At 44.9% G+C, this 17,680-nt stretch carries 16 protein-coding genes, 1 tRNA gene and 3 pseudogenes; 11 read left to right on the top strand and 9 right to left on the bottom strand.

Annotation, left to right across the window (positions count from 1 at the left end; translation table 11 throughout):
* Window positions 1-41: 41 nt before the first annotated feature.
* From NLZ44_RS09685 to NLZ44_RS09670, 4 genes and pseudogenes are all read right to left on the bottom strand, one after another.
* Window positions 42-215 (bottom strand): annotated as a pseudogene (locus NLZ44_RS09685) (peptidoglycan-binding domain-containing protein); the annotation flags it as partial.
* Between the two features lie 115 nt (window positions 216-330).
* Window positions 331-1,362: a C39 family peptidase gene (locus NLZ44_RS09680; protein WP_493752977.1), complete on the bottom strand. Its 1,032-nt coding sequence runs from the start codon at window positions 1,360-1,362 to the stop codon at window positions 331-333.
* Window positions 1,363-1,455: 93 nt separating this feature from the next.
* Window positions 1,456-2,151 (bottom strand): annotated as a pseudogene (locus tag NLZ44_RS09675) (peptidoglycan-binding domain-containing protein); the annotation flags it as partial.
* Between the two features lie 137 nt (window positions 2,152-2,288).
* Entirely contained in the window at window positions 2,289-3,584 is a 1,296-nt protein-coding gene (locus tag NLZ44_RS09670; RefSeq protein ID WP_493752625.1) for a M16 family metallopeptidase, read from the bottom strand.
* Between the two features lie 169 nt (window positions 3,585-3,753).
* Here NLZ44_RS09670 and NLZ44_RS09665 point away from each other — a divergent pair, with 169 nt between their 5' ends.
* Together NLZ44_RS09665 and NLZ44_RS09660 are read left to right on the top strand one after the other, a co-directional pair.
* Window positions 3,754-4,116, top strand: coding sequence for a VOC family protein (locus NLZ44_RS09665; protein WP_006669132.1), 363 nt, complete (start codon window positions 3,754-3,756; stop codon window positions 4,114-4,116).
* The gene (locus NLZ44_RS09660; protein ID WP_493752624.1) at window positions 4,113-5,405 is read left to right on the top strand and encodes a recombinase family protein; all 1,293 of its coding nucleotides are present in this window, start codon (window positions 4,113-4,115) and stop codon (window positions 5,403-5,405) included. The genes NLZ44_RS09665 and NLZ44_RS09660 overlap by 4 nt, the downstream gene beginning before the upstream one ends.
* A 58-nt stretch (window positions 5,406-5,463) precedes the next feature.
* Here NLZ44_RS09660 and NLZ44_RS09655 read toward each other — a convergent pair whose 3' ends face one another.
* The 4 genes from NLZ44_RS09655 to NLZ44_RS09640 form a co-directional block, all read right to left on the bottom strand.
* A complete protein-coding gene (locus tag NLZ44_RS09655; protein ID WP_493752623.1) occupies window positions 5,464-6,063 on the bottom strand; it encodes an ExbD/TolR family protein in 600 nt (199 codons plus the stop codon).
* A gap of 97 nt (window positions 6,064-6,160) precedes the next feature.
* Entirely contained in the window at window positions 6,161-7,084 is a 924-nt protein-coding gene (locus NLZ44_RS09650) for a MotA/TolQ/ExbB proton channel family protein (protein WP_493752622.1), read from the bottom strand.
* A 164-nt stretch (window positions 7,085-7,248) separates the two neighbouring features.
* Window positions 7,249-8,715 carry a cobyric acid synthase CobQ gene (gene cobQ / locus NLZ44_RS09645; protein ID WP_008057159.1) on the bottom strand — a complete coding sequence of 489 codons (1,467 nt, stop codon included), beginning with the start codon at window positions 8,713-8,715 and terminating at the stop codon, window positions 7,249-7,251.
* Window positions 8,716-8,742: 27 nt separating this feature from the next.
* Window positions 8,743-9,150, bottom strand: a complete 408-nt coding sequence (locus tag NLZ44_RS09640; RefSeq protein ID WP_228116471.1) for an Npun_F0494 family protein — start codon at window positions 9,148-9,150, stop codon at window positions 8,743-8,745.
* 159 nt (window positions 9,151-9,309) lie between these two features.
* On the opposite strand from NLZ44_RS09640, the gene NLZ44_RS09635 reads away from it, so the two are divergent.
* From NLZ44_RS09635 to NLZ44_RS09625, 3 genes and pseudogenes are all read left to right on the top strand, one after another.
* Entirely contained in the window at window positions 9,310-9,744 is a 435-nt protein-coding gene (locus NLZ44_RS09635; protein ID WP_006669135.1) for a peroxiredoxin, read from the top strand.
* A gap of 170 nt (window positions 9,745-9,914) precedes the next feature.
* Window positions 9,915-12,567: pseudogene (locus NLZ44_RS09630) on the top strand (C39 family peptidase).
* A gap of 110 nt (window positions 12,568-12,677) precedes the next feature.
* On the top strand, window positions 12,678-13,412 hold the full coding sequence (locus tag NLZ44_RS09625; RefSeq protein ID WP_493752621.1) for a M50 family metallopeptidase: 735 nt from the start codon (window positions 12,678-12,680) through the stop codon (window positions 13,410-13,412).
* Window positions 13,413-13,429: 17 nt separating this feature from the next.
* On the opposite strand, the gene NLZ44_RS09620 is transcribed toward NLZ44_RS09625, so the two are convergent.
* Complete coding sequence (locus NLZ44_RS09620; protein WP_493752620.1) at window positions 13,430-14,875, bottom strand: MFS transporter; 1,446 nt, start codon at window positions 14,873-14,875, stop codon at window positions 13,430-13,432.
* 62 nt (window positions 14,876-14,937) lie between these two features.
* On the opposite strand from NLZ44_RS09620, the gene secG reads away from it, so the two are divergent.
* From secG to NLZ44_RS09590, 6 genes are all read left to right on the top strand, one after another.
* Window positions 14,938-15,168, top strand: coding sequence for a preprotein translocase subunit SecG (gene secG / locus NLZ44_RS09615; RefSeq protein WP_006618748.1), 231 nt, complete (start codon window positions 14,938-14,940; stop codon window positions 15,166-15,168).
* Window positions 15,156-15,875 carry a peptidase gene (locus NLZ44_RS09610; protein ID WP_493752619.1) on the top strand — a complete coding sequence of 240 codons (720 nt, stop codon included), beginning with the start codon at window positions 15,156-15,158 and terminating at the stop codon, window positions 15,873-15,875. Before secG ends, NLZ44_RS09610 begins: the two co-directional genes overlap by 13 nt.
* 99 nt (window positions 15,876-15,974) lie before the next feature.
* Window positions 15,975-16,061: transfer RNA gene (locus tag NLZ44_RS09605), tRNA-Ser, on the top strand.
* A 199-nt stretch (window positions 16,062-16,260) separates the two neighbouring features.
* A complete protein-coding gene (gene rbp, locus NLZ44_RS09600) occupies window positions 16,261-16,548 on the top strand; it encodes an RNA-binding regulator (protein ID WP_006670612.1) in 288 nt (95 codons plus the stop codon).
* 415 nt (window positions 16,549-16,963) lie between these two features.
* Complete coding sequence (locus NLZ44_RS09595) at window positions 16,964-17,137, top strand: hypothetical protein (protein ID WP_006621508.1); 174 nt, start codon at window positions 16,964-16,966, stop codon at window positions 17,135-17,137.
* Window positions 17,138-17,327: 190 nt separating this feature from the next.
* Window positions 17,328-17,654 (top strand): DUF4926 domain-containing protein, encoded by a 327-nt coding sequence (locus NLZ44_RS09590; RefSeq protein ID WP_111891227.1) that lies wholly within the window; start codon window positions 17,328-17,330, stop codon window positions 17,652-17,654.
* Window positions 17,655-17,680: the final 26 nt, after the last annotated feature.

Here is a 17,680-nt window from a genome sequence, read left to right as displayed (position 1 = left end):
GTGCCGAGAATGCCACTGGGTTCGCTACAGTTCATTAACTCCTGAAAACTCCGAAAAGCCGCCGTTGAATTGGGGCCGAATATGCCATCAACTGGCGGCGCTAGGAGTCCTAAATCAATCAGTCGAGTTTGAATTTGACGACTCAGAGCTTCATTATCATAAATGGCTTTGATATCATATTGAGTATTAGTCCCCACAAAGTCCTGTAGTCTCATGTCTATAGTTATAATTTTGGTGTTTTGTACAAGTTTTTTGGCTGGCTATGTACTGCATAACTCCTGTGGAGTTATGCAATTTATTAGGAGTTGGTAAAGTCGGGTTTAAATTATCTCACCTGGAGATGAAATGCACCCAAAAATTACCATCAGGAATACATACCCGCCGAATGAGTCGATAGGAGTAGTGTAAGTAAGCACCACTTAGATCGGTTCGATATCCGGTTGAAAACCACTCCCCATAAGGGTCATGGACGATAAACCCATTTTGGTCATAGCCTACCACGACAATAATATGCCCAAAGGAGGTAAAGTATCCATGGATAACGGCAGGATAACCGGCTGCGATCCAGTCCTGTACATCCTCAATCACGGCATTTTCGGTAAAATGATCCCTAGCACCATAGTCTCGGACAATGCGAGCTAAATCGTAGGGATTATGGCGACTATAACCCATATCCAGGGCATAGCGATATAGTTCATCCTCAAATTGACGATATCTCAAATTGCGACGCGGAATATTAAAATATGCCAAACACATGGCGATGGAAGTGACATTACAAGCGCCTGTGGGGTTGTAGAAATTATCTAATTGTGACTTGAAGGGGACATTCAGACGACGGCTAGTTGGTAGGGGTCGGGGATGGGTTCTGGTCCCTCCCTCGTAAACTTCCACATGGCCAGCCCAAATATACAAGATGGAATAACCACCAAAGGACTCATTACGCAAAGCTACCCTTAAATGCGCCCGGATCGGATCATAAGCCAAAACTGAAAATTCCCGTCCGGCTGGAATGGAAAATTTCTCGGAGTTGTTCAGTTGAGAAGAGGCGATCGGTCTCACCTTGAAAACTGTATTTCTGATGACTTTTAAAATGGGAGTAGTTACGGGGAGGTCAGAAACCTTAGTTTCAATGAGTTTTTTGGCAGTCTCAGAACCAATAAATCCGGGTTCAGAGCATTCCATTAACTGCTGAAAACGATGCAGCGCGGCGGTTGACTTGGGACCGAAGATTCCATCGGCGGGCGGGTCTAGCAGCCCTAAATCAATGAGCCGGATTTGAATTTGACGACTCAAACCTGCATCAGCATTAATCGCCTTAACATCATATCGGATATTGGTTCCTAGGAAGTCCTGTAGCCGCATATTTCCCGGCCGACTAACAGTTTTGGTTTCTATCAGTTTTTTGGCGGTATCTGTGCCGAGAATGCCACTGGGTTCGCTACAGTTCATTAACTCCTGAAAATTCCGAAAAGCCGCCCTTGATAAGGGGCCAAAGATGCCATCAACTGGCGGCGCTAGGAGTCCTAAATCAATCAGCCGAGTTTGAATTTGACGACTCAGAGCCTCATTATCATAAATGGCTTGGAAGTCATATTGAATATTAGTCCCTACAAAGTCCTGTAGTCTCATATTTTCCCGTCGAATAGTGGTGGTTTCTATCAGTTTTTTGGCGGTTTCAGAGCCTAAAATACCAGATTCACTGATGTTCATTAACTCCTGAAAGCGTTTGAATGCGGCGGTTGAATTGGGGCCGAATATGCCATCAACTGGCGGCGCTAGGAGTCCTAAATCAATCAGTCGAGTCTGAATTTGACGGCTCAGACGTTCATTATCATAAATGGCTTTGATTTCATATCGAATATTAGTTCCCAGAAAATCCTCAAGCCTCATGTTCGGGGGCCGCATAGTGGTAGTGTCTAGGAGTTTTTGGGCAGTTTCAGTGGCCAGAATACCAGATTCACTGATGTTCATTAACTCCTGAAAGCGTTTGAATGCGGCGGTTGAATTGGGGCCAAAAATACCATCAACTGGGGGATCTAGGAGTCCTAAATCAATCAGCCGAGTTTGAATTTGACGACTCAGAGCTTCGTCATCATAAATCTGTTGTATATCATATCGAGTATTGGTTCCTAGGAAATCTTGTAGTCTCATTTTGGGTGCTAGGTCACAAAATCACTGCAATTGTACATGGTTTGTTGACCCCCCCTACAAATAATTCATTATTTGATACAAAATATCAGAGGGGGTCGAGATTTAGAAGGGGATATCAACTCCCGGTTTCAGTTTCGTTAGGGGGTATGAGGTTTCAGGATAACTACCCCATAGGCTTGGGGTAATAAATATTGGCGGATGGCTTGTTGTAATTTTTCTGCATTGAGGGATTGAATTTGGCTGGGATATTCTAAAGCTAGGTTCACATTTCCGACGATCGCCTGATAGTAACCATACAAATTAGCGCGATCGCTTGGTGTTTCACTACCAAAAATAAACCGATTGGCTACTTGAGTCCGTACCCTGGTCATTTCGGTGGGGGTGATTAATTCCCTGTGGAGTCGGTTAATATGTTCTGCGATCGCCGCTTCGGCTTCGGCTAAGTGTTCGACCCGCAACCGAGCGGAAATATAAAATACTCCCTGTAGCCTCTGGGTCATATTGCTGCAACTAATCCCAGACACTAAACCCCGATTTTCTCGTAAATCCTGCACTAGGCGGGAGGTACGACCTTGACCTAAAATTGTAGCCAAAACATCCAAAGCATAGGTTTCTGAGAGTTGATTGAGTCCGGGAACCCGCCACACCATCATTAATCGAGCTTGCTGTAAGCTATCATCTATGATTTCGTGGCGGACAATTTCACTAAATCCTGACTCTGGGATCAGATGATGCAGATCTACTTCTGGGGGAAGTTCTGGAGGTGTCTGTAATGGGATAGACTCGGCTACTGTTCCAATTAAAGTCTCTACAGGTAAATTTCCCACAACTGCGATCGTGGTTTTTTGGGGACAGTAATGGCTGCGATGAAAATCTCGCATTTGCTGAGGAGTTAACTGTTCAATAGCGGCTGCTGGTCCTAGTACAGACCGACGATAGGGGAGACGCTTAAAGGCTGTTTCCATGGTCCGCTGAAATGAACGACGCGCGGGGTTGTCTTCAGATCGCCGGATTTCTTCTAATACTACTAGCCTCTCTCGCTCAAAAGCATCATCGGGAATAATTGGGTTAAATACTACTTCAAGCTGTAGGGGGGCTAGGGTAGCAAAGTCGGCGGGAGCGCTGGTAACATAATAGTGGGTGTAGTCCTGGCTGGTGGCTGCATTGGTTAAAGCGCCTCGTTGTTCGATGAGTCTTTCAAATTCCCCAGCTTTGAGGTTGGGAGTCCCTTTGAACACCATGTGTTCTAAAAAGTGAGCCATCCCGTTGATCGGGTCGGGTTCGACAGCGGATCCAACATCAATCCAAACATTCAAGTTCACGGCTTCAACGGGTAACTGTTCTGCCACAATGGTGAGACCATTTGATAATTTGTAGATGGTGGGAGCGTTTAGTGAGCGGGTGATATTTGATTCAAGTAGGATAGAAGTCATTGGATCTTTAGCCGTGTGGTCTTTTCCCTATCTATCTTAATGGGGTTATAGCAGAGTTACGGGGATTTGGTGATAATTTGGTTGATACTACAGGAGTTTATGCGATCGGGCGATCGCATACTACCAACCACAGGTCAAACACAACAATTATCGATAATTGCTCCCAACTATGAACATCACCAAACCTCTACACGCAGCCATTTTAGTCTCGGACTTGGCAAAATCTCAGCAATTTTATAGCCAGATCTTACAGTTAACTGCTGTCGATCGCCCTTTGAATTTCCCAGGAATATGGTATCAGATTGGTGATTGGCAAATTCATCTAATTGAATCTGAACAAGTAATTGGCGATCGAGTCAATGAAGCCAAATGGGGACGCAACCGACATCTAGCTTTCGCTGTGGCTGATTTGGCGATCGCCAAAGCACAACTCACCCGCCATAATTACCCGTTTCAAATGAGCGCTTCCGGTCGTTCAGCCCTTTTTGTGGCTGACCCTGATGGTAATATTATCGAATTGAGTCAAATATGAAAATTCTCGCCTATTCTTATACGGAACCGCTGTTAGAACCGCCGCCAGATCCGACGATTTGGGGATGGGATATTGATGGGATTTATCAAGATTTTGGCGATCGCCAACAACTAGAGCAAATGCTAGAAGATTGTCAACAACTACCACCCCCCAACTATTTATTAATCCAACGCTATGAAGAATTGGGTAACTCTGTCCTAGAAGTTAGCGATCGCCTCCGCCAACTCCAACAGTTAAACATCCAAGTTATCGCCATTGAATCCGACCTAAAATCCTCGGATATTTCCCGTGTAGATTTAATCAAATTTATCTCGGAAATTCAACAAAGTTACCACAGCCGTTGTATCCGCCAAGGACACGCGCGCAACCGTTTAAAAGCCATTCCTCCCCCCGGAAAAGCACCCTATGGCTACCGTAGAGGAAAGGACCGCTACACCATCGATCGCAGCACCGCACCTGTAGTTAAAGACTTTTTTGAGCATTTTTTACTGTACGGTTCCCTACGCGGTGCAGTCCGGTATTTACAAAAGCGATATCATAAAAAAATCTCCGTAACTACCGGGAAGCGATGGTTAATTAACCCCGTTTATCGAGGGGATTTAGCTTATCAGAATGGCGATATTATTTCTAATACTCATCTTCCGATTATTTCCCGTGAAGAAGCCGCCCAAATCGATAGGTTATTACGACGCAACCAGCGCCTCCCACCTCGCACAGCCAGCGCCCCCCGTTCTTTAGCTGGTTTATTAATGTGTAGTGAATGTGGTTCAGGGATGACTATTAGCCGGGTAACTACACATAACAAAAAGCGAGAATATCTTTATGTGAGACCTCTAAAATGCCAACGCTTAACTAAGTGTAAATCCCTTAATTATCATGATATTTTATCGGCTACCATTGACCGAATTTGTACCGACCTACCCCCAGCAGTTGCCCAATTACAGATTCCAGATTTAGACCTATTTAAGCAGCAGATTTATGATGAAATAGCCCACAAAAAAGACATCATCAATCAACTGCCAACTCTGCAAAACACAGGAATCTTAGACAGGGAAACTGCCACCATTAGGGAATATAAATTGCGCCAAGAAATCGCCCAACTAGAGAATCAATTATCCCAACTTCCCCCAGTGAATTTACAAGCCACGGCTCAAGCGGTTTCTATCCGCCAATTTTGGCTAGATTTATCAGAAACGGAGAGGCGATTTTATCTGCGGGAGTTTCTGCAAAAAATCCAAATTATTCGCGATCGCCATCACTGGCATTTACAACTAAATTTTATTTTTTAACCCCCCAATGTATCTACTGTAATAGCCGTGGCTGCTGACCGGAACAATGATCGATTTTTCAACTGTCAGGAAGTAGAGGGGAAGTGGGAGAAGTGGGGGAACCCGGAGGCGGCAATAAAGGACTCCCTGGCTGCATTTCATTAAGCGGCTGAGAGGGGAGGAAAGGATTAATAGGAGGTTCCACCCCATTATTAGGTGTCAGTACATCAGGGGCTAATAAACCCTCAGAATCAACCGGAGAGGGCATTTCCTCAGAACTCGGTAAAGTAGCCAAAGCAACGCGATCGCCTCCCACAGCCCGCATTTTATCTAAAACCTGTACAACATCATTATAACGGGCATCTTTAGGGGCATACAGCACCACCAAACCACTAGGATTCCACCTTAAAAAACGCTCCAAAGCCCGCTGCATTTGTTCAGCATTAACCCGTTGCTGGTCAATATAAGTATCCCCTCGAATATCCACCCCAACCACCAACATTTTTTGCATCTGAGTTTCACCAGTCCCCGCCCGTGGCAAATCCACATTGATCGCCTGTTGTCGGGTAAGCTGTAGGGCTGCCAAAATAAAAAACGTCAAAATACAAAAAACCACATCAATCAGGGGTAGCAGTTCAATGCGCCCCTCATCAAGCTGAGAATCTATGTTAACTTTCATCAATCTGCCTCCGTGGATAGTCCCACCAAAAAGGGTGTTTGTTAGTATCTTGATATCAATGACAAAGGTTTAATTGGATCTGGGCGTGTTGTTGATATTATTCAACCTCTCCTTTTTGATGTTTATCATCATCATCAGCCAAGCGAGAATTACCCTTAATCACAGGTTGAATTAAAGTATTTTGTTCAGCTACCGACCCAGGGAATTCTGATTGAGAGGGAGTTTCCTCATCCTCAGATTCTGAAGGTAATTTGATTAAAGGAGTTTCCTCATCCTCCGCCCCATCCTCATCGGGTAGCTTAATTAAACTACCTTTTGGGGGAAAATCCTCCTGGGGTTCTTCCGCCATCAAAGAGGCATCATTAGCCTCTCCCGGAAGCAGCATCTGAGCTTTAACCTCTGGCCAATCCTGGCGATAGAGTAATTCTAATTCATTTCCCGCTTTTCGGAAGACCTTAACTTGGCTAAAGGAAAAGCCTTGAAACAGGCGATAGAAAGCCAGACTGATAATAGCCACAATCAGGCCTGTAGCTGTACTAATCAGGGCTTCTCCAATCCCCAGGGTGACATCAGCAGCCGAAGAAGTACCAATATCTCCCAGGCGGATAGAACCCAAAGAATTAATCAGACCCAAAACTGTTCCCAACAAACCTAACATAGGGGCGAGGGCAATTACCGCCTCTAGGATTTTATCGCCCCGTCGCATAGAAACAAATTCCTCCTCAGCGGCGGCTTCCAGGGCGAGACTAAATAATTCAGGGTCTGGGGTAGCGAGTTTAAGGGGGGCATAAAAAAACCTTCCCATGGGGCGATTATTGCTTTGTTTGGCAATCTGATAAGCCATTCCCCACTGTCCCCTCCGGGCGACATCCAAAACCCGGTTGACAATTCGGCGTTCACGGGTGAGGGTATTTCCCCAAAACCACAGTCTTTCAATAATGGTACTAATGGATAAAATTGATAATACCATTAGGGGCCACATGGCTGGGCCGCCTCTCTCCAAGATTTGTTGAATATCCATATAACCTATTGTCCTTCAGATCTCCCATTAGCCAAGATTGACGAAAAAATTATCTGTTTTCCATAAACCAAAGCAATCTCAATTTTAATCGCCTTGGGACAAGTGACAAGGGGGGGAAGACAAATTCCCCCGAGAAACCCGATTCCGGGTCGCCCCCCACCATGTCAACCGAGAATGGTACTCAGGTCTAAATATTCTTCGACCACATCAGCTAAGGTATCCAGCATCAGATCTCGTTGTTCGCGATAGTTAGGAATCCCGGTGGGTAAGGTTCCTAATCCCCTTGGTTTTCGGAGATGATTTAACCAAGACCTGCGCCAGGGACTATTATCAAATATGCCATGCAAATAGTGACCCCAGACGGATCTATTGCTGCTGACTACTCCTAAATCGTGATCGTCAAATAGGGGTACTGTCTCCCGTTTGTCCAAAATTTGAGTCCGCCCTTGGTGGATCTCATAGCCTTCTACGGGAAATCCGATTTCTGGATAATTCGATGTTACCAACCGCTGGCGGGAGACTTTGTCTGATAAAAGTATGGTTTTGATGGGAAGTAAACCTAAGCCGGGAAAGTCTCCGATTTTACCCTCTAAGCCACGGGGATCAGATACCTGTTGTCCTAGCATCTGATACCCCCCACAGATACCCATGACCTGACCGCCTGCTTCTACATAATCCTGAATTTGAGAAGCCATGCCACTTTTTTGCAGGGCTAGTAGATCAGCAATGGTGGTTTTAGAACCGGGGATAATTACGGCATCGGGATGTCCTAGGGGTTGATTGAGTTCGACATATTGGACTTTAACGGTGGATTCGGCATCTAAGGGGTCAAAATCGGTAAAGTTAGAAATCCGAGGAATCTTCACTATGGCGATGGTTATATCAATATTGTCGGAACGAGAACGGCGTTCGAGTAAACTTAGAGAATCTTCTGCTGGCATGGCGATATCTACCCAGGGAATTACTCCGAGGACGGGGATTCCGGTGTATTTCTCTAACCACTCAATACCAGAATCGAGCAGCGATCGCATACCGCGAAATTTGTTAATCACAATGCCCTTGATTAAGGCTCGTTCCTCTGGGTCTAGCAATTCTAGAGTTCCCACTACATGAGCAAAAGCCCCCCCACGGTCAATATCAACTATCAATATGGTGAATGCTTGCAGGTATTGCGCGACTCGCATATTGGTTAAATCTCGGTGCTTGAGATTGATTTCCGCCGGACTTCCCGCGCCCTCACAGACAATTACATCAAATTCCTTTTTCAGATAATCCAGACATTTAGTGATGGTATCCCACCCGGTATCAAAGAATTTCTCATAATATTCGGTAGCTTTGAGGGTGGCGAGTGGTTTCCCTTTCAGAATTACCTGAGAGGTCATATTTCCCTGGGGTTTTAACAAAATTGGGTTCATGGCTACATTTGGCACTAAACCCGCCGCCCAGGATTGTACGGCTTGTGCATAACCCATTTCTGCGCCGGTGGGGGTGACGTAGGAGTTTAAAGCCATATTTTGCCCTTTGAAGGGAACTACCCGCAGATTTTGACGACGTAGAATCCGACATAGGGCGGTGACGAGCATGGATTTTCCGGCATGGGATGTGGTTCCAACCACCATGATTGCTTTCATTTCGGGATTTTGACCAGAGATGCTAATTTATAGGGGAAGGCGTAACCAACGCCTCAGGGCATTACTGAGGCGATCGCTCCATGATGGGGGTTTGCTATTATTTATATCATCGGCTAGTCGTTCTGCTACTTTTCGCCCCAGGGGAGTCAGTCGAAAACTATCGGTGATTCCCTGACCGTCTACTTCTCGCCTCAATACTCCGACTTGGATTAGCCATAAAAGGGCGTTTTCGGCTCTCAATTCCGGTAGAGGCGATCGCGTATATCCTAACTCTACACCCCGATTTCCGCTAATGGCACTCAGTTTAACGCTTTGGTCAATGGAATCGGTTAAAAGTTTGATTTGAAATGGAGAACAGCGGATGGCTCGCTGGGCTCGGGCGATCGTCCCGCTAGAATATTCTATGGACTTGGAAACCGAATTAGGGGCACTCATGGGTTGATGGGCTTTCCTCATGGCTGGTTTTGAGTATATTATCCTCCACCAGTAGACCCAAATTTTGATCGGATTGTGTAATTGATTGCAAAATATCTTAAAATAACTTCACAAATAGACAAAGCATATCAAACTCGTTTTCAGGAGGACAACCATAACATGGCTTTATCTGCTGGTACTAAGGCCCCCGCATTTACCGCTAAAGATACCAACGGGAATACGGTTTCCCTCTCTGACTTTGCTGGGAAAACTGTTGTTCTCTACTTCTACCCCAAGGATGACACCCCTGGTTGCACTAAGGAAGCCCAAAGTTTCCGGGATAACTACGAAAACTATCAAAGCCGGGATATGGTGGTTCTGGGTGTAAGCACTGATGACGAAGCCTCCCACAAGCTGTTTACCGAAAAATATGGCTTACCTTTCCAACTTTTGGCGGATACCGATGGGGCTATTACCAAAGCCTATGATGTAGATGGCGGCGGTTATGCCAAGCGTGTTACCTATATTATCAATGGCGAGGGTGTCATTGACTATGTTGATGACAAGGTGAACACCTCTACCCACGCTCAGGATATTCTTGCTAAAGTCAATTAGTGCGATCGCTAATTCAAAAAATATCCGTTTTTAACCATTAGCCACCTGTAGAGTTTTCTAGGGGTGGCTTTATTGGTGCGCCACTGGGTTATGCTAACCATTGTGGGATGTGTAATGTCAAATGCACCCTTAGACACCCTACGGTTCTGACCCTTACGGTTTTTAGGAAGATGAGTGAAACTATCCTGAGCTATCTCGGCCCTAACGATATTATCATCGATCAACCTGTCGTTTTGATTGGTAACTACGCTAGTCAATACATTGATACGATTTCGGTTATGGCTGAGGATCAATATCCTTTACCTACCCAACTAAGTCCTCGATTAGGGATTTGGTTTATTCCCATGCCTAAAGGCTTTAATACCGCTGGAAAACGCTGGTTAAGAGTTCAAGGCAAAGACCAATCTGGTAAGGTTGTCGCTGACACTTTGGCTGAGTTTACTGTGGGTAATACTGGGCTTAATGTCGGTTTATCTACTCAGTTAATCGTCTTACAAAATACATCATTTAAACATCAAGCGATCGCCTCTGATAGACTAACCTCAGAGCAGAAATATGATTTAGAAATTGGCGAAATTTTAGCAGTTGATAGCTACGAACTGCAAAATGATCACTTTTATATTGAACTAACTAATCCCCTGGGTGATTTGGGGCGTTCTGGTTATTTATATCGGTCACATATTTTGCTGATACAAGGGGCTCAAATTTTATGGTTTAATCGAGATGATATACCCCCTACCCCTCCGGGAACAAAACTAATATGGGTCACTCATGATACAGTGATTAAACGTAGTCCTGATGATAGAGCCCAACTGCCGGAAAATGCCATCTATCCCCTCAGCCAAGGGAGTAGTTATCTAGCCCTAGGTTACGCCTGTGTAGCTGATCATTTTCGGGTAACACTCACCGAGTCACTTCCCGGTTATGGTCATGTAGGCTACCTGTATCGCTACCATTTACAAATGTTTCAGGGAGACCGTGAAATCACCTTTGATCATAATGCCATTACCCTAACCATTATCAATACCACCCTGTTTAAAAAACGCCCCATTGACTCAGCTTATTTATCTCCAGAAGAACAAGTTACCCTTCCCGCCGGAATGATTTATGGGGTACAAAGTTATACCACTGAAGACGGACATCTAAAAGTAGCCTTAACTGAAAATTTCCCAGGTTTTGGTAATACGGGTTATTTCTTTCCTAATTTTGTGCAATTAAACCGGGCTACAGCTTCCTATTCTCCGACTCCTAGCCTTACCTATGAAGCGCCCCCCAGAAGTGTTAATAAATACACCTGTGGTTCTGAAGGGTCAATTTGATGGTCAACAAGCGATCGCCGTTTCTTTAGTAGCCGAAGACCGTTATCCTTTAGAAGTAGTTATAAATCGACAAGCCGGAACCTGGACGGTTAATTTAGAAGCCGGATTTAGTGAACCCGGATATCGATGGCTGCGCCTTAAAGCCACAGATGCTCAAGGTCAACTGGTAGCCAGTCAAATTATCAATATTACCGTCAGTGAAAACGCCATGACCGTAGGGGAATCTCTACAACTTGATGTTATAGAAGATACCCTATTTAAAGTATCACCGCTGGATGCTAATTTACTCGGTTCTGAACAAAAAGTCACCGTCCCCGCTGGTCAAACATTTAAAGTGATCAAATATGGTCTAGTAGATGGTCACTTAAAACTATTGTTAGAAAATGGGATTCCTCCCATTGGTTCCTTTGGCTATTTTTTCCGGGGTCATGTTCGGCTACGGAAAGGAAGCACCACCTTAGCCTTTGACATGGAGGAAGTTCCCGACACTAATATTAGCGCTCAAATGCTAGTGACCACCACTACCAGAATTAAGGCGCAACCGATTGATTCTGCCAATTTAGCACCTGATCAATTTGCTGAGTTACTGTTAGGACAAACTTTTGCTATTCGCGGATATGCTTCCTTTCAAGGTCATTTCCGGGTCACACTAGACCAATCTATCCCCGGTTTTGGTAATGTGGGTTATGTTTATTGGCAGCACGTCAGTTTATTGCGAGATGGAAAAGCGATCGCATATAACCCCGATGCTATTACCATGACCATGAGGGAAACAACCGTCCTCAAAAAACGCCCCGTAGACTCAGGACAACTAGCAGAATCAGAAAAAGCTACCCTTTCTCTGGGTCGGGTTTATGGTGTTAGTAGCTACAGTATAGATCAAAGCCATGTCCGAGTTGCCTTAACTGAAGAATTGCCGAATTTTGGTAATACCGGTTATATATTTCCCAAGTTTGTCAAGTTTCAACGAGGGGGAAAAGTTTTTGATCCGACTCCCCCACAAGTCCAAATCAATGTTCCCTATTTTTCCCAGCGAGATAATCCCCGATTTTATTGGTCTACTTGTAATGTTACCTGTATCGCCATGGTCATGCACTACTATGGTGTGCGTTCTAAATGGGGTGGACAGTTAGAAGATGAACTCTTACAGTGGTGTTTTGATTATGCTGGACAAGGTTCTCAAACTAACCACAGTGTTTTATCAGCCTTAATTCGCGCCTATGGTTTTCAAGGCAGTTTTAGCACAACTCGCCGCTGGTCTGAAGTTCGCAACGAGTTGATTAATAGTCGTCCGGTCGTATTAGCCGGAGATTTTACTCCTTCCGGTCATATTGTCACCGTTATTGGTTACAACCGATATGGCTATATCGTTCATGACCCCTGGGGAGATGCTTACACCGGCTATTCCAACACCGAGGGTCGCCGCCTTCCCTATTCTTATAGCTATCTTAATCGAGTTTGTGGACCAGATGGCAATGTCTGGGCGCATTTCATCCGACCTTAGCTCAATGACCCTCTTTTTTGACCCTGGGGCGACTTGACTGGATTTCAGGCTAAAATATAATCACGGCTAAGATCTGGTTTAGCCCCCGGTCTACAAAAGAGGGATAATTTATGTCTGATTTTCAATACTCATCATCATCTAAAATTGGGGTGCTTGGGTTAGTTGTTGCTGCTATTGCTACCATTATCTTATGGCAATTTTACTGGGGAAATTATGTCTTATATCCTTTCTCCATTTTGGCTACATGGTTTCATGAAATGGGTCATGGATTAACTGCTATTTTACTGGGAGGAAATTTTCATAAACTCTTACTTTTTCCTAATGGTTCTGGTCTCGCATATAATTCCGGTAACTTTGGTTCTTTAGCCAGAGCATTAATAGCAATGGGTGGTCCTTTGGGTCCCGCTGTAGCAGGTGGAATCTTAATATTATCTAGTCGTCGTTATCAAACAGCCCACTGGTGTTTAATGGCTTTGGGTTCGATTATGTTGCTATCGGTTTTATTATGGATTAGGACTTTGTTCGGAGTTTTTGCTATATTACTATGGGGGTTATTAATTTTATCCATTGCCTTTCAAACACCCCAAAAAATCCAGGCTTTTACTGTACAATTCATGGGAATGCAAGCCATTGTTAGTACCTACCACCAAAAACATTATTTATTTGGCAGTAGTTGGGTTAACATCAATGGTCAAAATTTGGTTTCTGATACTGCTAGAATTGCCCAATACTTGTTTCTACCTCAATGGTTTTGGGCTGCCTTAATTATGGTTATTTCTACTGCTATTTTCTGGTGGAGTCTGAAAATGGCCTATGGTTCTGATGAATCAATCATCAATAATTAACCATTGATTGCCCATACTCACCGCTCATTTTTGGAAATATACCAAGTTAAATTACCTGCCACCACAGATAGTATAGCTAAAGCCAAAAATACAGAAGACAGACCGAATAAGGTTTCGGTAATACCCGCCAAAGCGAGGGGAAGTGATAGGGCAATATTAATGGCATTATTTTGTAAGCCAAACACCTTACCACGCATTTCTTCGGGGGTTTCGGCTTGGATGGTTGTTTGCATGGGAATTCCTACCATTGCACCAAACACGCCTAGGAGCGCAATCAACCCTAAAGCGGGTGCTAGTTGCTGACTAAAAAATGCTAAACCCACCAAACAAATAGCCATACCAATTGACCCAAATAGTGCGATTCTAAAGTGGGGAAATTTGTGTCCTATATGACCCAAAATAGCTGCACCAATTGCCATTCCTAAGCCCGCCGCAGCCAGCAAAAAGCCAAATTGTGATGATTTGAGGTTAGGAATCAACTCCGCCACCCGAACGGCTAAAACAGCCAAGGCAGCAAAGACAGAAAATAAAATGACTAATTGCAGTAAAGCATTACGGACTCCATGATGATCTCGTAGATAGCGCATCCCCTCGCGTAAATCTTCGAGGATGTGGGGTTGTTCTTGTGAGCTAATATTTGGTTGTTCGCCAGTTTTCATCAATAGTAATAGTAAACCGGCGATCGCATATCCACTACCGACAATCAACTCTTTACCCACAGGTAATTGACTCCCCAGCCTTTCTAGCAAGGTATCGGCTAAAGCTAACAGCGGTTCCCCCACCGCAAAACCGACAATCACAGAAGCCATCATGGTAGTTGTATATAGGGAATTAGCAGATAGTAAATGTTTCCGTTCAACAATTAAAGGGATAGCCGCCTGTTCTGCGGGGGCAAAAAATTGAGTGAGAGTCGAGACTAAAAAGGTAATCAGTAATAGCAAACAGAACCCCAAGGGGAATTTGGTAAATTTCATCCCCTCAGATAGCCACAGGAGAATCGGGAGGATAACAACCAACCCACCCCGCAGCAAATTTGTTAACACTAACACCATTTTTTTCGGCCAGCGGTCTACATAGACCCCGGCTCCTGCCCCAAATAATACAGCAGGAATGGTAAAGGCAATCATTACCGCCGAGACCCAACCGCTAATACTCTGGTTAGCCTGTTGAAACTCAGTGGAGATGACAGCAATCATTAGGACTAGGTAGACTTTATCGGCTAGTTGAGAGAAAACCTGTCCACTCCACAAGGCGAGAAAATTGCGATTTCTCAAAACTGGTAAAAATCCCCGTTCCTCTGGCTCAGGGGGAGGGGGGTCTGAGTTGGGCGGTGTCGGCGCACTAGGCTTTTTACCAGCAGTCTCTGACGAACTGTAGGAGTTACCTGTTGAACTTGAATTGTAGTCTGTGTAATCTACGGGTGTGCTTAGGTCTAAGCCGTTTCTTGTTTCCCAGTCATCCATGGAGTTGCTCTGTTTAATGTTAAGATACTGAAAGCCGAAACGCACGGAATTGATGACGAACTATGGCTCTTACTGATATATTACAGGCAATCTGGTCACTCTCGGCCCTAGGGTTGGTGATTTTGGTACTCCTGCACAGTCCCAAGGGTGATGGTATTGGGGGAATTGGTGGACAGGCGCAACTGTTTACTAGCGCGAAAACAGCGGAAGTTACCCTAAATCGCATTACCTGGATACTAGCAATTGTGTTTATGGGGTTAACCACGATTTTAAGCGCTGGTTGGCTTGGATAGGGATTTTGGGGTTGGTGAGGGTTCGGCTAATAGGATTGAGTCTATTTACGATTTTCCTGATCGTAGTTTACGGTTGGCGATCGCCTGCTGTTGATCTGTCAATCCCGTTTGATTCCCATCCCCTCCCCCCATCTCTGGAACAATGGCAAGATCCTACGGACAGTGGTGATTATTTCGACCAGATAGCGCCACCTACATTTGGTCATCTGGTCTGGTCTAGTTTTCCGGTTCGTGTCTATATTGAATCCCCAGAAGATCCAGTGGCTGAAAATTGGCGGGATCTGGTCTTAGATGCAGTGATGGACTGGAACCCCTATTTACCCATAGAAATTATTGAGGATAGCGATCGCGCCCAGATCCAGATTTTCCGTCGTCGCCCTCCCCTACAACCAGGAAGGCTGCGGGCTAGTTCTGCGGAAGCCAGATATCAGCTTTTTAAACGGATTACTGGGAATGACTCTTATATTTTAGTCCATCGCTTTACTATTTGGCTGAGTCCTACCCAAAGCGGCAAGTATATTACCGCCGCCACTCGCCACGAATTTGGACACGCCCTGGGAATTTGGGGCCATAGTCCCACGGAAACGGATGTGATGTATTACTCCCAGGTTCGGGAACCTCCCCCGATCTCGCCCCGTGATGTGAATACGCTGCGACGTATTTATGAACAACCCACTCAACTGGGTTGGTCTCAAATGAGGGTATAGGCTGTATCTCAACAAATTTGGCAAAGGGTATTGTCAAATCATATAGGCTTCTGCTAAGATACATATCTTGTGAGTAAAACTAAAAAATGCGACGGTTTTGGAGAGGTGGCCGAGTGGTTGAAGGCGCAGCACTGGAAATGCTGTTTAGGGGTGACTCTAACGAGGGTTCGAATCCCTCCCTCTCCGTTCGCTAACTCATGCGATCGGGATAAATCAAGGTGAGTTCCTTAGCTGAACCCTGGTGGTGCTAAGATATGATCTAAGAACAGTTGATTCGGTGGTAAAGTTTGTTGTTGATCTTAGCTGGTTATTTCCGTAAGGTATTAGCAGACGTTCCTCCCGGGTCTGTCGTCCCCTCGTTTATCAATGATTTTGGAGGAAACAAATGTCAATCTATGTAGGGAACTTATCCTATGATGTCACTGACGAAGATCTAAAAGAAGTCTTCGCAGAATATGGCACGGTGAAACGGGTTCATCTTCCCACCGATCGCGAAACTGGAAAGTTTCGTGGTTTTGCGTTTGTGGAAATGAATACCGAAGAAGAAGAAATTCATGCGATCGAAGAACTTGATGGTGCTGAGTGGATGGGACGAGAAATCCGAGTTAACCTAGCTCGTCCTCGGGAAGATAAGAAACCGTCTGATAGAGGGGGCCGCAAACCACGATATTAGAAAGTCCTTTGACCCGAAAAGCGATCGCCTGTCCGTGACGGCGGCGATCGGGATGTAGGCGGTTCGCAGTCCTAAACACGGCGAACTAGCGTAGCCAAATTAAGTACGGAGAACCATCTACCCAAGGAAGTATTCTAGTATCGGAGCCATCCCGGCACAGTAAGTCACTACTGCCATGCTCGCCGCCTGCCTAAACAACTGACAAGTAATGGGAAGATGCAGAGCGTAGCTATATGGCTAGGCGATCGACTCGGAAACCAAAAAAACCAAAGTAAGCCCAATAGCTGCCAAGGCTGGAGGGCTTAGAGGGATACTTGAATGTCCCGCTGTCCCCCATTTGAGGGTAGACAGAAATCCCCATACTTTTAGTATTGGGGAAGTTCAAGCACAACTATGTCTTTATGAGGTAATCGTGATGGCCAAGCGTCGTAATTTAAAAAAAGAAAAGGCTGAACGCAACCTGGCCAATGCACGCCAGTATCGTAAGAGATTCAACCCCCACTCAGCTCGTAATAAGCGCTTCAACCGCAACGATCGCCCGTCTGAGGGTGAGCAAACATCTTCAGAACAAGATTCTAAGGCTGAGTAGGTGATTAGGTTGGTGATAACAACAGTTATACAAATAACTTTGATTGTTGATCACGCTTCCCAAATGTATTGGAAAGCCCAGTTTAAACCTGATTGTTTGGACAAGGTTCCAGACTAACTTCAACCCTTCCCTAGTCCTTGGGGAAGGGTTGTTTTATGGCTGATGATTCCTAAAATTGAGGCAAAAATCAATGAAAGCTAAACTCTATGATAGAATTGAAACCGTAATAGAAATAAAAGCCCATTTTGGTCGCCAAATTATCCCCAAGGGAACTGTAGGAACAGTTGTAGAATGTTATGAAAATCCCCAAGAAAGTTATTCAGTAGACTTAACTATGGGGGGTGAGTATGAAAACCTGATTCTTAACCCGGAACAATTTATGGTGATGGGAGAAACCGCTGATGAAAGTAATTTAGGCACTCTCTTTGGCGGGACTAAATACGAAGTACCCCAAGCGGTTTTAGATGCTTCTGTAGCGCCCCAATCTCAGCCAGATTCGCCAGAATTAAAGGTATAATAAAACTGCACTGATAATCTAGTCAT

Source organism: Arthrospira sp. PCC 9901 (assembly GCF_059013425.1).
The sequence above is the reverse complement of the archived record's forward strand: the minus strand, read 5'-3'. Positions and strand labels throughout refer to the sequence as shown.

Coding starts and splice junctions, on each gene's coding strand:
- NLZ44_RS09680 (WP_493752977.1), bottom strand. CDS start 1,362: ATGCGGCTACAGGACTTCCTAGGAACCAATATCCGATATGATGTTAAG.
- NLZ44_RS09670 (WP_493752625.1), bottom strand. CDS start 3,584: ATGACTTCTATCCTACTTGAATCAAATATCACCCGCTCACTAAACGCT.
- NLZ44_RS09665 (WP_006669132.1), top strand. CDS start 3,754: ATGAACATCACCAAACCTCTACACGCAGCCATTTTAGTCTCGGACTTG.
- NLZ44_RS09660 (WP_493752624.1), top strand. CDS start 4,113: ATGAAAATTCTCGCCTATTCTTATACGGAACCGCTGTTAGAACCGCCG.
- NLZ44_RS09655 (WP_493752623.1), bottom strand. CDS start 6,063: ATGAAAGTTAACATAGATTCTCAGCTTGATGAGGGGCGCATTGAACTG.
- NLZ44_RS09650 (WP_493752622.1), bottom strand. CDS start 7,084: ATGGATATTCAACAAATCTTGGAGAGAGGCGGCCCAGCCATGTGGCCC.
- cobQ (WP_008057159.1), bottom strand. CDS start 8,715: ATGAAAGCAATCATGGTGGTTGGAACCACATCCCATGCCGGAAAATCC.
- NLZ44_RS09640 (WP_228116471.1), bottom strand. CDS start 9,150: ATGAGTGCCCCTAATTCGGTTTCCAAGTCCATAGAATATTCTAGCGGG.
- NLZ44_RS09635 (WP_006669135.1), top strand. CDS start 9,310: ATGGCTTTATCTGCTGGTACTAAGGCCCCCGCATTTACCGCTAAAGAT.
- NLZ44_RS09625 (WP_493752621.1), top strand. CDS start 12,678: ATGTCTGATTTTCAATACTCATCATCATCTAAAATTGGGGTGCTTGGG.
- NLZ44_RS09620 (WP_493752620.1), bottom strand. CDS start 14,875: ATGGATGACTGGGAAACAAGAAACGGCTTAGACCTAAGCACACCCGTA.
- secG (WP_006618748.1), top strand. CDS start 14,938: ATGGCTCTTACTGATATATTACAGGCAATCTGGTCACTCTCGGCCCTA.
- rbp (WP_006670612.1), top strand. CDS start 16,261: ATGTCAATCTATGTAGGGAACTTATCCTATGATGTCACTGACGAAGAT.
- NLZ44_RS09595 (WP_006621508.1), top strand. CDS start 16,964: ATGGCCAAGCGTCGTAATTTAAAAAAAGAAAAGGCTGAACGCAACCTG.
- NLZ44_RS09590 (WP_111891227.1), top strand. CDS start 17,328: ATGAAAGCTAAACTCTATGATAGAATTGAAACCGTAATAGAAATAAAA.